This is a genomic window from Mesorhizobium sp. RIZ17 (assembly GCF_051127865.1).
GTDB lineage: Bacteria > Pseudomonadota > Alphaproteobacteria > Rhizobiales > Rhizobiaceae > Mesorhizobium > Mesorhizobium humile.
The window spans coordinates 6541474-6555497 of sequence record NZ_CP147861.1 but is presented as its reverse complement, the minus strand read 5'-3'; the positions used below and the strand labels follow the sequence as shown (position 1 = coordinate 6555497).

Genomic DNA, 14024 nt, shown 5'->3' with positions numbered 1-14024 from the left:
GGTCGAATGACGCGGCTTTCTCGACTTCCGGTGCTCACGGACTGAATGTCCGCTCCGCTCCGGCTTCTCGAAAGCCACGTCATTCGACCGGCCTGATGAATTCCTGTTCGGAATTTGGCCGTGCTTGCGAGGCAGCCGTTCAGTCGTTGAGTTGGCGCATGCCGAAGGTCGAGGGCTTCAGCCCGTAGCGTGTGTCGAAGTCGTCGTCCGGCTGAGCGCGGGCGGCGGTGGTGGCCGGCTTCTTATAGTCCGGGTCGCCGGCCTGGCGGCTCGAGTCCACGGCTTCGGCAAAAGCCATGGCCTGTTGCGGCTTCGGCACGTTGCGCAGCCGCTCGACGATCATGGCCAGGTCGACATCGTTGCCGTCCACGGAGGGTTCTACCTGCTCCCTCTTCGCGGTGCCGGGGATGAATTCCTGCGCAAGCTTCTCGAATTTCAGCCGCATGGTCGTCGCCACGCCTTCGCCGAAGGCGATGGCTTCGCGCTGCCCCATGGAGGACAGGAAGGCCAGCGTCGAGGCCGAGGAGTCGGCGATCGCCGAGCGGATGATCGCCTGGTCCTGCTCGTTGGCGAGGCGCATCGCGAAAAAGGTCGAGCACTGCGACAGAATGGTCGGGTCGAGCTCACCCGGGCGCTGGGTGACGACGCCGAGATAGCAGCCATATTTGCGGCCTTCCTTGGCGATACGCGACAGCGCGTGCCGGGTCGGCGCGAATCCGAGACGCGGATCGGCCGGCATATAGCGGTGGGCTTCCTCGCAAAGCAGGAGCAGCCTCAGCCGGCCCTCGCTCCACAAGGCCAGGTCGAAGGCCAGGCGCGCCAGCACCGAGCAGACCGAATTGACGACTTCCGACGGCATGCCCGCCATCTCGAAGCAGGTGACCGGGCGGCCGTGGCTCGGAACGCGGAAAATATTGCCGATCGTTTCGTGGATCGTGTCCTCGATCAGGCGCGAATTGAACATGAAGCGGTAACGTGGGTCGGCAGCGGCCGATTCGATGCGCGTCTTCAGCGATTTCAGGATCGGGCGGTCGTTCTTGCTTTCCAGCAGGCCCATGCGCTCGTCGATCTGCTTGATGAGGTCGGCGATGCGGTAAGGCACCGGCGTGTCCGCCGTCAGCGCGTCGCTGCCGCGCCTGATATAAGTCCCGGAATTCGGGTTGCGGTAGAGGTTCTTTGCGGCCGGGATCAGGTCGCGCAGGGCGTCGACCTCTTCCGGTACCGTCTCGCGCCCTCGAAACAGGACCTCGGCGAATTCTTCCAGCCTGAACATCCAGAATGGCAAGTCGAGCGTCGCGGAATCGACCTTGACGCAATATTCCGGCAGCGAGGCAGCGAACTCATTGTGCGGGTCGAGAATGAGCACGCGCAGGTCCGGGCGCGCCTCGATGGTCTTGCGCAAGAGCAGTGAGACCGCGGTCGATTTGCCGACGCCGGTGGTGCCGACGATGGCGAAATGGCGCGCCAGGGTGTCGTCGATGGCGATGTTGGCATCGATCGACTCATCCTGCGACAGCGTGCCGATGGTCACCGAATGGCGCCCGGCCAGGTCGTAGACCGCCTGCAGGTCGCGGCTGCGGATGCGGTGAGCGATGGCGCCGATATGCGGATAAATCGTGATGCCGCGGTCGAACACCGGCTTGGAGCCGGGCTCGGCGCCGTCGCGCACTTCGCCGACCAGTTCGACGCTGACCTCGATCGGGTTCTGCCCTTCGGTGTTCCAGGCGCGGTCCGATTTGCCGATGGCATAGACAAGGCCGACAGTTCGCGCCGCGCCGAGATTGATGGAGATCATCCTGCCGACGGTCCACTGACCGCTGACGATGCCGTCGGCGTCTTCGGCATAGGCGCTGATGGTGGCGCGCGCGCCGTCGCATTGCACGACATTGCCCAGAATGCGCTTGTCGTTCTGCTGGATGTTGCGGCGTTCCTGCGAGGTCGGTTCTCCGACGGAGGCTTCGCGTTCAACAAACATAATGCGCTGGTCCCATTCCCCTGGAGCGGGAACCCTATCCAATCGGGGTTAAAGTCAGGTGAGGTCGGATGGTGTAGGCAGCGTTAAGCCAGCCGCGACAATTCGATCGAACAGCTTCTTCTCAGTTCGCGAAATTCCGATATATTGGACGAGTGGATAATATATCGAATGACATCAGCGCCACCATCGGCAGGCGAATACGCGGCGAACGGACGGTGAGGGGCTGGTCGCTGGCCGAACTGGCCGAGCGCTCGGACGTCTCGAAGGCGATGCTGAGCGCCATCGAACGCGGCACGACCAGTCCGACCGCGGCGCTCCTGGTGCGTATCGCAGCGGCTTTCGGCATGACGCTGTCGACACTGATCGCACGAGCCGAGATGCAAGGCGGCGGCGTTTCGCGCAAGGACGAGCAGCCGGTCTGGCAGGATCCGGCAACCGGTTACATCAGGCGGCATTTGTCGCCGGCATCGCAGATGCCGCTCGAACTGATCAGGGTCAGTCTGCCCGCGGGCGCCAAGGTCAGCCTTCCGGCCGCCTCCTACGCTTTCATCAAGCAGCAGATATGGCTGATCGACGGAAGGCTGGAGTTCACCGAAGGTGATGTGGTGCACCGGCTCGAACCCGGCGACTGCCTGGCGCTCGGCGCGCCGTCGGATTGCGTCTTTCATGCTCCGGGGCCGGATGCAGCGGAGTATCTCGTGGCGCTGGTTAAGGGATGACCCTGATGTCCCGCCGGCCAAAGCGCTCGCACAATGGCGGGCCGCCGCTCGACGACTATGACGGCCCGCCCTGGGGCAAGGGCGACGCCTATGTCTTCCTCGCCTGGCGCGCCGCCCACGACAAGGCCTGGAAGGCGCCAGGCCACGCCGTCATGCTGATGCGGCTGGAACGAGCCGAGCGGCTCGGGCTGACCTATGAGGAATACACGCTCGAGATCCTGGAGCGCGGGCGCCACCTCGGCGAGGACGATGACGACCGTGTCGCCGAAATCAGGCGGGCGCGACGACGCAAGCGCATCAGCCATTTCGAATGACCTCGTTCCCGATACCTCTGGAGAGCACCGGCATGAACCCCCTTGAAATCCGGGCGTTGACCGACGACGCGGCAACCGAGGCCATGCTGTGCGATCTCTTGATCGAGACGGTCGCCGCCGGCGGGTCGGTGAGCTTCATGCACCCATTGTCGCCGGAAGCAGCGCGGGATTTCTGGCGCAAGTCGCTTGCCGCGGCCGCGCGCGGCGAAAGGGCGGTGCTGGGCGCATGGCAGGGCGGGGCGCTTGCCGGCACCGTCACGCTGCTTCTCGACTTTCCGCCCAATCAGCCGCACCGCGCCGAGATCGCCAAGCTGATGACCGGCCGGCGCCATCGCGGCAAAGGCGTCGCGACGCGCCTGATGCAGGCAGCCGAGAAACTGGCTGCCGAAAAAGGCCGCACGCTACTGGTGCTGGACACGGCGAGCGAGGAGGGCGCGGCCGGGCTTTATGAGAAACTTGGTTTCACCCTGACCGGTGAGATCCCCGATTTCGCGCTCAAGCCGCATGGCGGGCTGACCGGCACCCTTATCTACTGGAAACGGATCGGAACGACGGCCGGAGCGCTATCCTGAAACCCGGGCGATGCGCGACAGGAGCCAGCGGCGGAAATCCTGCTCGGCGCCGGACAGTCGCGACGATGACGGCCTCGTCAGGAAATGGCCCGATGGGCTTGAAAGCTCGAAATCCGAAAGCCTGACCAGAGCCTTGTCCCTGAGCGCGGCGTCGACCAAAGGCCGGGAACCGAGCAGCGCTCCGGCGCCGGTCCTTGCCGCTTCCAAGGCGGCGACGAAACTGTCGAAGCGATGCGAGCGCCGGGAATGGCCGGCAAGCCCCGCGGCGGCAAACCACTCCGCCCACATCTCGCGCGCGCCGGCCACCAGGAGCAGTGGCAGCGATGTCCAATCGCCACCGAGCGCGAGTGTCGGCGCCGCGACCGGGACGAGCCGCTCGATGGTCAACCGGTCGGCTTCGCGCCCGGGAAAGGATCCGTTGCCGAAGCGTATGTCGAGCGCCGAGCCCGGCTGGTCGTAGTCGGTCGGCCGATGGATGGTCACCAGATCGAGCCTCACCCGTGGCAGCGCCTTTGCCAGGTCGGGAAGAGCCGGGACCAGAACCAGCATCGCGAAGGAGATGGGAACACGGATGCTGACGGACTGCACGGCGCGCGGCTCGAACAACTCGTTCGTACTGTTGCCGATGGTCGCGAATGCCGACTGGATGTGGGGGAGGTAGGCCGCGCCTTCCGGCGACAGGGCCACGCCGCGCGCCAGGCGCGCGAACAATCGCGTCTTGAGCCGCTCTTCCAGAAAACGGATGTGCTGGCTCACCGCTGCCTGGGTGAGCCCGAGCTCGGCGGCCGCGGCGGTGAAATTCGACAGGCGGGCAGCGGCCTCGAAACTGCGCAGCCAGTCGAGCGGAGGCATCGTGTCGAAAGCTTTTCCAGCCATCAGAAATTTAGCGTCATTACCCACAAAACGATAATTTGAATTATGCCTTCGGCGAAGCCACCATGCAATCCGTGTCCGCAGTGGCGGGTCGAGGATGGGAGCTTTCGGGATATGCTGACGACGGTAACGCTGGGCGACGACGGACGAACGATCGAGCTTGGCTGGAAAGACGGAACGGTGAGCCGCTTCCACGCCATGTGGCTGCGCGACAATGCGCTGGACGACAAGACGCGCAGCGCCGGCAACGGCCAGAGGCTGATCACCATCCTCGACATTCCGGCCGAGACGCGGATCGCCGCCGCCTCGATCAAGGGCGAGTTGCTCGAAGTCACGTTCGCTCCCGAAGGCAAGACCGTCGGCTTTCCCGCCGGCTGGCTGCGCGGCCATGCCTATGATCGCCAGGAGGCACGCGAGCTCGGCTGGACGGCAGGCGACATACGGCGCTGGACGAAAGCCACGATGCAGAATTCCGTGCCGCGCGCGGCCTATGCCGACGCCAGCCGCGACAGCAATGTGCTGCGGCAATGGCTGGCCGCGGTGCGCAGCTACGGCTTTGCCGTCATGGACGGATTGCCTGCCGTATCCGGTTCGCTGTGCAAGGTGGCCGACCTCTTCGGCTATGTCAGGGAGACCAATTACGGACGCTGGTTCGAGGTGCGCGCCGAGGTCAATCCGAACAATCTCGCCTACACCAATCTCGGCCTGCAGGCGCATACCGACAATCCCTACCGCGATCCGGTGCCGACGCTGCAGATCCTCGCCTGCATCGAGAACACGGTCGATGGCGGCGAATCCAGTGTCGTCGACGGGTTCGCGGTGGCGGCGGCACTGCAGGCGGAAAACCCGGACGGCTTCCGGTTGCTCTCTTCCTATCCGGCGCGCTTCGAATATGCCGGCTCGTCGGGCGTGCGCCTCCAGTCCAAGCGGCCGATGATCGAGCTCGGACCCGATGGCGAACTCATCTGCATCCGCTTCAACAACCGCTCGCTGGCGCCGATCGTCGACGTGCCGTTCACCGAGATGGACAGATACTATGCAGCCTACCGCCGGTTCGCCGAATTGATCGAGGATCCGGTCTTCGAGGTGACGTTCAAGCTCGAGGCGGGAGAATCCTTCATCGTCGACAACACCCGCGTCATGCATGCGCGCAAGGCGTTTTCCGGCAGCGGCAAGCGTTGGCTGCAGGGCTGCTACGCCGACAAGGATGGCTTGCTGTCGACGCTTGCGGCGATCGAGCATGGTTTCAAGGAGGCGGCGGAATGAGCCCGAACGAATTGAACGCCGGCAACATCGTAGAGTTCATCGCCGATATCTTCGAGCGCCGCGGGGCGGAATCCTATCTCGGCGAGCCCGTCACCATGTCGCAGCATATGCTGCAGGGCGCGTGGCTGGCCGAGCAGGACGCCGCGCCGGAGGAGCTTGTGGCGGCGGCGCTGCTGCACGACATCGGCCACTACACCAGCGAGTTCGGCACCTATTCGCCCGACGACGTCGAGGACAAGCACCATGACGAGGCCGGCGGCGAGGTGCTTGCGCCGTTCTTTCCGCCGGTCATCGTCGAGTGCGTGCGGCTGCATGTCTCGGCCAAGCGTTATCTCTGCGCCACCGATCCGAGCTATTTCGGCAAGCTGTCGCCGGCTTCGGTCCACACGCTGTCGCTGCAGGGCGGACCGATGAGCGCGGAGGAAGTGGCTGAGTTCCGTAGCAATCCGTTCCACGACGAAGCGGTGCGGGTGCGCATGTGGGACGAGGGCGGCAAGGTCGCCGACATGAAGACGCGGGCTTTTCGCGACTATGTGCCGTTGCTTGAGCGCGTCGTGAAAAAGTTCGCGGCGGAAAAGGCGGCTTAGATGACAGAAGCCCGGTTGGCCGGGCTTCTGTCTTCTGCGAGCCCCGTGGGTCAGCTCTTGTGATGGACCTCCTGCAGCCCATAGACAGGCGTCGGCAAGCCGACCTGCCTGGCTTTGAGCTGTAGGGACAGATACTGCGAGTAGTGCCGCGACTGGTGGAGGTTGCCGCCGTGGAACCACAGTGCTTCCTGCTGCGTCGGCTTCCACATGTTGCGTTGCTCGCCTTCCCAGGGACCCGGATCCTTGGTGGTGGCGGAGCCGAGGCCCCAGACCTTGCCGACCTTGTCCGCCACCTCCTGTGAGATCAGGTCCGCGGCCCAGCCGTTCATCGAGCCGTAGCCGGTGGCATAGATCACCAGGTCGGCTGGCAACTCCGTGCCGTCGGCGAATTTCACGCCGGTTTCGGTGAGTTCCTGGACCGCCGCGCCCGGTCCGCTCTTCAGCTTGATCGAGCCGTCTATGACGAGGTCGCAGGCGCCGACATCGATGTAATAACCGGAGCCGCGGCGCAGGTATTTCATGAAGAGGCCTGAGCCGTCATCGCCCCAGTCGAGCATGAAGCCGGCCTTTTCCAGGTCGGCGTAGAATTTCGCGTCGCGCTCCTTCATCTGCTCATAGAGCGGGATCTGGAACTGGTGCAGGATGCGGTAGGGGAGCGAAGCGAAGATCATGTCGGCCTTGCGCGTCGTCATGCCGTTCTCGACCGCCTGCTCCGAATAGAGCGCGCCGAGACCGATATCCATCAATGTGTCGGACTTGACGATATGGGTGGAGGAGCGCTGCACCATGGTCACGTCGGCGCCGCCTTCCCACAGCGCCGCGCAGATGTCGTGCGCCGAGTTGTTCGAGCCGATGACCACCACCTTCTTGCCACGGTATTTGTCCGGGCCGGGATGGGTCGAGGAGTGCTGCTGCTCGCCCTTGAAGATGTCCTGGCCCTTGTATTTCGGCCAGTTCGCCTTGCCGGACATGCCGGTCGCCAGCACCAGTTGCTTCGGCTTGAGCACGATCTCCTTGCCGTCGCGTTCGACGACGACGGTCCATTCCTTGGTCTTCTCGTCGTACTTGGCCGATTTGGCGGTGGTGGAGGACCAGTAGTTCAGCTCCATCACCTTGGTGTACATCTCCAGCCAGTCGCCGATCTTGTCCTTCGGCGCGAACACCGGCCAGTTCTTCGGAAAGTCGATATAGGGCAGGTGATCGTACCAGACCGGGTCGTGCAGGCAGAGCGACTTGTAGCGCTTGCGCCATGAGTCGCCCGGACGCTCGTTCTTCTCGATGATGATGGCCGGCACGCCGAGCTGCTTCAGCCTCGCGCCGAGCGCGATACCGCCCTGGCCGCCGCCGATGATCACGACATAGGGCTGCCTGGAATGGCCGAGCTCGGCGATCTCGTCGTCGCGCTCCTCGCGCCATGTCTTGCGGCCCTTGCCGTGGCCATGCTTGGCGCCGAGCGGGCGGCTGAAGCCCGCTTTCTCCTCATGGTCCTTCAGCTCCGCCATCGTGGTGAGCAAGGTCCAGATCAGGTCGCCCTTGAACCGCACAAGGCCAAAGCCGCGCGCCACGCTCGTCTCGAAGGTGATCCAGGCGGTGATGACGCCGCCGTCCTCGCTTGCTTCCTCGCCCTTGGCCACCGACCATCCGGTCGGCTTGGTGCCGGCCAGCGTCGCCTGCAGCATGTCGCGGACCTGGTTCTGACCTTCCATCGTCTTCAGGTTCCAGGTGAAGGTGACGAGGTCGCGCCAGTAGCAGTCGGCCTGGAAGCAGTTGACGGCGCTGTCGATGTCGCCGGCTTCCAGCGCCTTGCCGAATTTGTCGAGCAGCGCCTGCGCCTTGGTGGTGGGTGTTCTCTCGAGCATTTGTTCTCCTCCACTTGCTAGAGTGCGCCATGAGCAGCAAGCGGCGTGCCAACCGTGGCGCTTGTTCGTGATTGCAATGAAATCAATCTGTTAGGATGCTCTTGCGTTGTCTTGCCTGTTGCGTTTCCTGTTGCAGGCGCTACGGCGCGCCACAGCCTTGCAATATTAAAGCGCGCCGAATGAAGCGCATTCAGGCGGCGCGCTTTAAGTCCCTGTTCCGACGCATGTCGTTGTCCCAAAACCGCTGCGCACTTTTGGGCGACATGCTTAGTTGGGCGCTTCCAGCCGCAGGCGCTTCATGCGGCGATGCACCGTGGTGCGGTCGACGCCGAGACGCCGCGCGGCTTCGGAAATGTTCCAGCCGGTTGCCGCCAGCACGGCCAGCAGGGCGCCACGCTCTTCCTCGGGCGAGGGCGCGCGCAGCGCGACCAGGCTGGCGGATGGGGCCGTCGGCGCGGCGCGGAACGTGGCGAAATCAGGCAGGTCGGAAGGCTGGATCGTCTCATCGTCGCAAAGCGCCATCGCCAGATCCACGGCGTTGACGAGCTCGCGGATGTTGCCGGGCCAGTCATGGCGGATCAGCGCCAGCCGCGCCGCCGGCGACAGCCGTGCCGACCGGCCGGCAAGGCGCGCGCGCTCGCCGACCAGCCGTTCCAGCAGCCATTCGAAATCGGTGCGTTCTCGCAGTGCCGGCAAACTCAGCGAGGCGGCGTTCAGCCTATAGAACAGGTCCTCGCGGAAACGGCCCTCGGCAATCAGTTGGCGCAAGTCATGATGCGAGGCGGAGATGATCTTGATGTTGACAGGCCGAGGCGCGATGCCGCCGACCGGGACCAGTTCGCGCTCGGCGATCACACGCAAAAGCCGCGATTGCAGCGCGTAGGGCATGTCGCCGATCTCGTCGAGGAACAGCGTGCCACCGTCGGCGCTCTCGATCAGGCCCTTGCGTCCCTTGGCCGTGGCGCCGGTAAAGGCGCCCGCGGCGTGCCCGAACAGCTCGCTCTCGATCAAATGTTCCGGGATGGCCGCGCAGTTGACGGCCACGAACGGGCCGAAGCGCCCGGAGCTGTCATGCAGCGCGCGGGCGAGATGTTCCTTACCGGAACCGGTCTCGCCGTGGATCAGGATCGGGATTGTGGTGCGCGCCAGCTTGGCGGCCCTGAGCTGCATTGCCGCCATGACCGGGTCGCCGCCAGAAAGCTCGGCGATCGGTCCAGGCAGCACCTCGACGGGGGCGCGGCGTCCGCTCGACGGCTGCGGTTCGATGGCATGCGCGAACAGCGCGCTGCCGTTGCGGCCGAACACCAGCCGCTCCTCGGTCGGGCGGCCGCGCGTCAAATTCGGCAAGTCGTCGATATCCATGTCGAGGTAACGCGAGATCGGCTGGCCGACCGGCGAGGAGCGACGCCAGTCGACACCGCCAGCCTGTGCCAGGAGCAGTGCCGCGCCGCGCGTGGTGCCGAGGATGCGGCCCGACGCGTCGAGCGCGATGGCGGCTTCCGGATCGACGTCGAGGAATTCGGGCGAGCGGGAGAAGCGCAGCACCCATTCCGAATGCATCTGCGCCATCAAATTGGCGAGCTCGATGCGCCGGGCCGACGACGTCACAAGGTGAAGGGCAAGGTTCTGGCTGACCTTGGGCTGCGGCGAGCGCAGCAGCGATATGTCGAGCACGGCGGTCAATTCGCCCTTGGTGTCGAAGATCGGCGCGGCGGTGCAGGAGAGCGGCGTGTGGGTGGTGTCGAAATGGTCGGTCTGGTGAATGGTCATCGCCTCGCCGGTGACGATGCAGGAACCGACGCCGCAGGTCCCGGTGCGGCTCTCCGACCATTCGGAGCCGAGGTAGAGACCGGCCGTGCGCAACTGGTCCATGAACAGCGGGTCGCCGAGGAAGTCGACGGTGACGCCCTTGGCGTCGGCCAGCAGCAAGACATAGTTCTGGCCCGCCACCTGCTTGAATAATGTCTCCAGCCCGCTGCGGGCAATGGCGATCAGCCGCTCCGACTGCTCGCGGTGCTCGCGCAGCTGGGTATCGGGAACGATGTAGGCTTCCGTCGGCCGTGCCGGATCGAGCCGATGCGTGTCGATGCAGCGCAGCCAGGATTGAACCACGATATCGTCGCGGGCCGATCGGGCGCCGGACAATACCTGTTCGATTTCGCGTATATGCTCGCGTTCGCCAGCCATGCGTCCTCCTCGCACGTCCTTTGCCAGCGCATAGTGGTGCGTCGGCGGCGGGCGCTCAACTGTACTATGGTAGCGCGAGACCGAGCCGTTTCACAGGCGGGTGAATTTGCACGGGACCCCATTGACGAGCCCGCGTTTTCGCTTATTGTCCGCGCCCATGAAAACGGCACTCATTCTCGTAGGCTGGCGCGTGGGCAAGGCGGTGTAACCGCCGGGCGAAAACCTCCCATGCGCATCTCACAGGCTCCCTCGGGGGCCTTTTTTATTGCCTCCAATCGAACTAAACGACCAGCAAATCGCCAGATGGCGGACAGTACGGGACCAGACCGATGAGCAACGGACAGAACGAGCGGCGCGAAATGACGGGCGCGGAGATGGTGGTGCAGGCGCTGAAGGATAACGGCGTCAAGCACGTCTTCGGCTATCCGGGCGGCGCGGTTCTCCCAATTTACGACGAAATTTTTCAACAGGACGATGTCGAGCACATCCTGGTCCGGCATGAGCAGGGCGCCGGCCACGCGGCCGAAGGCTATGCGCGCTCGACCGGAAAGGCCGGCGTGCTTTTGGTGACGTCCGGTCCCGGCGCCACCAATGCGGTGACGCCGCTGCAGGACGCGCTGATGGATTCCATTCCGCTGGTCTGCCTCACTGGCCAGGTGCCGACCTCGCTGATCGGCTCCGACGCCTTCCAGGAATGCGACACGGTCGGCATCACGCGGCCCTGCACCAAGCACAATTGGCTGGTGAAGGACGTCAACCAGCTCGCCGCCACCATCCATGAGGCGTTCCATGTCGCGACCACCGGCCGGCCCGGCCCGGTGGTGGTCGATATTCCGAAGGACGTGCAGTTCGCCAAAGGCATCTATGTGCCGCCACAGACGGCGCCGCGCACCAGCTACAAGCCGAAGGTCCAGGGCGACCTGGAGAAGGTCAAGGCCGCGGTCGAGCTGATGGCCGGCGCGAAGAAGCCGATCATCTATTCGGGCGGCGGCGTCATCAATTCCGGCCCGGAAGCCAGCCATCTGCTGCGCGAGCTGGTCGACCTCACCGGCTTCCCGATCACCTCGACGCTGATGGGGCTTGGCGCTTATCCGGCATCCGGCAAGAACTGGGTCGGCATGCTCGGCATGCACGGCACCTACGAAGCCAACATGGCAATGCACGATTGCGACGTGATGATCTGCATCGGCGCGCGCTTCGACGACCGCATCACCGGCAGGCTCAACGCGTTCTCGCCGAACTCGAAGAAGATCCACATCGACATCGACCCGTCCTCGATCAACAAGAACGTGCATGCGGACGTGCCGATCCTGGGCGACGTCGGCCGCGTGCTGGAAGACCTGGTGCGGCTGTGGCGGGCGACCGCCAAGACCGACAAGAAGGCGCTTTATCCGTGGTGGGAACAGATCGCGAAATGGCGGGCGCGGGATTCGCTCGCCTACAAGATGAACAGCGACGTCATCATGCCGCAATACGCGATCCAGCGGCTCTATGCGCTGACCAAGGATATGGACACCTACATCACCACCGAGGTCGGCCAGCATCAGATGTGGGCGGCTCAGCACTATCATTTCGACAAGCCGAACCGCTGGATGACCTCGGGCGGCCTGGGCACGATGGGCTACGGCCTGCCGGCCGCGCTCGGCGTGCAGATCGCGCATCGCGATGCGCTGGTCATCGACATCGCCGGCGACGCTTCGGTGCAGATGACCATGCAGGAGATGAGCTCGGCGGTGCAGTATGAGGCGCCGATCAAGATCTTCATCCTCAACAACCAGTATATGGGCATGGTGCGCCAGTGGCAGCAGTTGTTGCACGGCAACCGGCTGTCACATTCCTACACCGAGGCGATGCCGGACTTCGTCAAGCTGGCGGAAGCCTATGGCGGCCACGGCATACGCTGCGACAAGCCGGACGAGCTCGACGACGCGATCAAGGAGATGATCTCGGTGAAGAAGCCGGTTCTGTTCGACTGCCGCGTGGCGACCTTGGCCAACTGCTTCCCGATGATCCCGTCGGGCAAGGCGCATAACGAGATGCTCCTGCCCGACGAGGCGACCGACGAGGCGGTGGCCAACGCCATCGACGCCAAGGGCAGGGAACTGGTGTAGGTGGCCGCCAAGGCAGGGCTGTCGCGAGAAGCCATGCGCAAACAGAGAATTAGCTCAAAAATCTGAAATAGAGATTCACGTCATGAACGCACAGCTTCAGCCGACCGGCTCGGCATACTTCATCGCCAAGGAAACCGAGAAGCCGGAAACGCACACGCTTTCCGTGCTCGTCGATAACGAGCCGGGCGTGCTTGCCCGCGTCATCGGCCTGTTCTCCGGCCGTGGCTACAACATCGAAAGTCTGACGGTCTCCGAGACCGAGCATGAAAAACATCTGTCGCGCATCACCATCGTGACGCGCGGCACGCCGCATGTGATGGAGCAGATCAAGCATCAGCTCGAGCGCATCGTGCCGGTGCACCGGGTGGTCGACCTGACCGTGCGCTCGCATGAGCTTGGGCAGGAGCGGCCGCTGGAGCGGGAACTCGCGCTCGTCAAGGTCGCCGGTACCGGCGATGCCCGGGTCGAGGCGCTTCGCCTTGCGGATGCTTTCCGCGCCTCGGTCATCGACGCCAACACCGAGCATTTCATCTTCGAGATCACCGGCAAGGGCTCCAAGCTCGACCAGTTCATCGCCATCATGAAGCCGCTCGGCCTGGTCGAGATCTGCCGCACCGGCGTCGCTGCGATGAACCGCGGCCCGCAGGGGATGTAACCAGGACGGTCAGCCTGTTTTCAGCTTTTGGCCCGGCGGTTGCCCGCCGCTGGCTTTTGCGCGTTTGCTAAAAGGACAGTAAGGCTGACATATCTGGGAGGATATCATGTCGGCTGACGCATTCCTTGCCCTTTTGGTCTATGCCCTGGTGACCTCGATCACGCCAGGGCCGAACAATCTGATGCTGCTGACATCCGGCGTCAATTTCGGCATCGTCAGAACGATCCCGCATATGCTCGGCATCAGCATCGGCTTTTTCGTCCTGCTTTTGGCCGTGGGCCTTGGCCTCGGCGCGGTGCTGACGGCGGTGCCTGCGCTGCATACCGCGTTGAAGGTCGCGGGCGCGGCCTATCTGCTCTATCTCGCCTGGAAGATCGCGATGTCGCGCTCGTTGAGCGGCAAGGGCGAGGCGGAGGCGGAGCCGATGCGCTTCATCGATGCGGCGGCCTTCCAGTGGGTCAATCCCAAGGCATGGGTGATGGCGATCACCGCCATGGCCGTCTACACCAACGCCGACCACCCGTTCATTTCGGTGATGCTAATCTCGGCCGCCTTCGCCATCGTCAACCTGCCCAGTGTGTCCGTCTGGGCTGGTTTCGGTACCGCGCTGCGCGGCTTCCTGTCGGATCCGGTGCGGCTGAAATGGTTCAACATCGCCATGGGTGTGCTGCTCGCGGCGACGCTGTGGCCGATGCTGCGCTGAGAGCGTTTTTTTGGACCGATGCGAGGGTCCGAGACGGCATATTAGCCGGCTGCCCAACATTTGTGCACTGCACATTAAATCTTCGTAATCCCGTGTTTTGGCCCTTTTCCGCCAGAGCCTTGTCCTATCTATTCGGCGAAAATCGCGGCGAAGGGCCGTGAATCGAGCTAAGATGGACCACCGGGATCGGCGTGTCGGGTAGA

At 64.1% G+C, this 14024-nt stretch carries 12 protein-coding genes; 8 read left to right on the top strand and 4 right to left on the bottom strand.

Features of this window, described 5'->3' with window-relative positions:
- Positions 1-139: 139 nt before the first annotated feature.
- Positions 140-1975, bottom strand: a complete 1836-nt coding sequence (locus WDX12_RS31975; protein ID WP_320295184.1) for an ATP-binding protein — start codon at positions 1973-1975, stop codon at positions 140-142.
- Between the two features lie 152 nt (positions 1976-2127).
- On the opposite strand from WDX12_RS31975, the gene WDX12_RS31970 reads away from it, so the two are divergent.
- Genes WDX12_RS31970 through WDX12_RS31960 form a run of 3 tightly spaced genes read left to right on the top strand, consistent with a single transcriptional unit; the run spans position 2128 to position 3580 of the window.
- Positions 2128-2694: a helix-turn-helix domain-containing protein gene (locus WDX12_RS31970; protein ID WP_434723304.1), complete on the top strand. Its 567-nt coding sequence runs from the start codon at positions 2128-2130 to the stop codon at positions 2692-2694.
- 5 nt (positions 2695-2699) lie between these two features.
- Complete coding sequence (locus WDX12_RS31965; protein WP_320295186.1) at positions 2700-3008, top strand: hypothetical protein; 309 nt, start codon at positions 2700-2702, stop codon at positions 3006-3008.
- A gap of 32 nt (positions 3009-3040) precedes the next feature.
- Positions 3041-3580 carry a GNAT family N-acetyltransferase gene (locus WDX12_RS31960; RefSeq protein ID WP_434723303.1) on the top strand — a complete coding sequence of 180 codons (540 nt, stop codon included), beginning with the start codon at positions 3041-3043 and terminating at the stop codon, positions 3578-3580.
- Here WDX12_RS31960 and WDX12_RS31955 read toward each other — a convergent pair.
- Positions 3572-4456 (bottom strand): LysR family transcriptional regulator, encoded by an 885-nt coding sequence (locus WDX12_RS31955; RefSeq protein WP_434723302.1) that lies wholly within the window; start codon positions 4454-4456, stop codon positions 3572-3574. The genes WDX12_RS31960 and WDX12_RS31955 overlap by 9 nt on opposite strands.
- Before the next feature lie 111 nt (positions 4457-4567).
- On the opposite strand from WDX12_RS31955, the gene tmpA reads away from it, so the two are divergent.
- Both tmpA and tmpB read left to right on the top strand, forming a co-directional pair.
- Positions 4568-5719, top strand: a complete 1152-nt coding sequence (gene tmpA, locus WDX12_RS31950; RefSeq protein ID WP_434723301.1) for a 2-trimethylaminoethylphosphonate dioxygenase — start codon at positions 4568-4570, stop codon at positions 5717-5719.
- On the top strand, positions 5716-6306 hold the full coding sequence (gene tmpB, locus WDX12_RS31945) for a (R)-1-hydroxy-2-trimethylaminoethylphosphonate oxygenase (RefSeq protein ID WP_434723300.1): 591 nt from the start codon (positions 5716-5718) through the stop codon (positions 6304-6306). The genes tmpA and tmpB overlap by 4 nt, the downstream gene beginning before the upstream one ends.
- Positions 6307-6356: 50 nt before the next feature.
- Here tmpB and WDX12_RS31940 read toward each other — a convergent pair whose 3' ends face one another.
- On the bottom strand, positions 6357-8165 hold the full coding sequence (locus WDX12_RS31940; RefSeq protein ID WP_434723299.1) for an NAD(P)-binding domain-containing protein: 1809 nt from the start codon (positions 8163-8165) through the stop codon (positions 6357-6359).
- Between the two features lie 267 nt (positions 8166-8432).
- Positions 8433-10352 (bottom strand): sigma-54-dependent Fis family transcriptional regulator, encoded by a 1920-nt coding sequence (locus tag WDX12_RS31935; RefSeq protein WP_434723298.1) that lies wholly within the window; start codon positions 10350-10352, stop codon positions 8433-8435.
- A 359-nt stretch (positions 10353-10711) separates the two neighbouring features.
- Here WDX12_RS31935 and WDX12_RS31930 point away from each other — a divergent pair, with 359 nt between their 5' ends.
- The 3 genes from WDX12_RS31930 (at position 10712) to WDX12_RS31920 (ending at position 13821) form a co-directional block, all read left to right on the top strand.
- On the top strand, positions 10712-12463 hold the full coding sequence (locus tag WDX12_RS31930) for an acetolactate synthase 3 large subunit (protein WP_434725740.1): 1752 nt from the start codon (positions 10712-10714) through the stop codon (positions 12461-12463).
- A gap of 82 nt (positions 12464-12545) precedes the next feature.
- Positions 12546-13118 (top strand): acetolactate synthase small subunit, encoded by a 573-nt coding sequence (ilvN, locus tag WDX12_RS31925; RefSeq protein ID WP_042644054.1) that lies wholly within the window; start codon positions 12546-12548, stop codon positions 13116-13118.
- A 106-nt stretch (positions 13119-13224) separates the two neighbouring features.
- Positions 13225-13821 (top strand): LysE family translocator, encoded by a 597-nt coding sequence (locus tag WDX12_RS31920; protein WP_434723297.1) that lies wholly within the window; start codon positions 13225-13227, stop codon positions 13819-13821.
- The last annotated feature ends 203 nt before the right edge of the window (positions 13822-14024 follow it).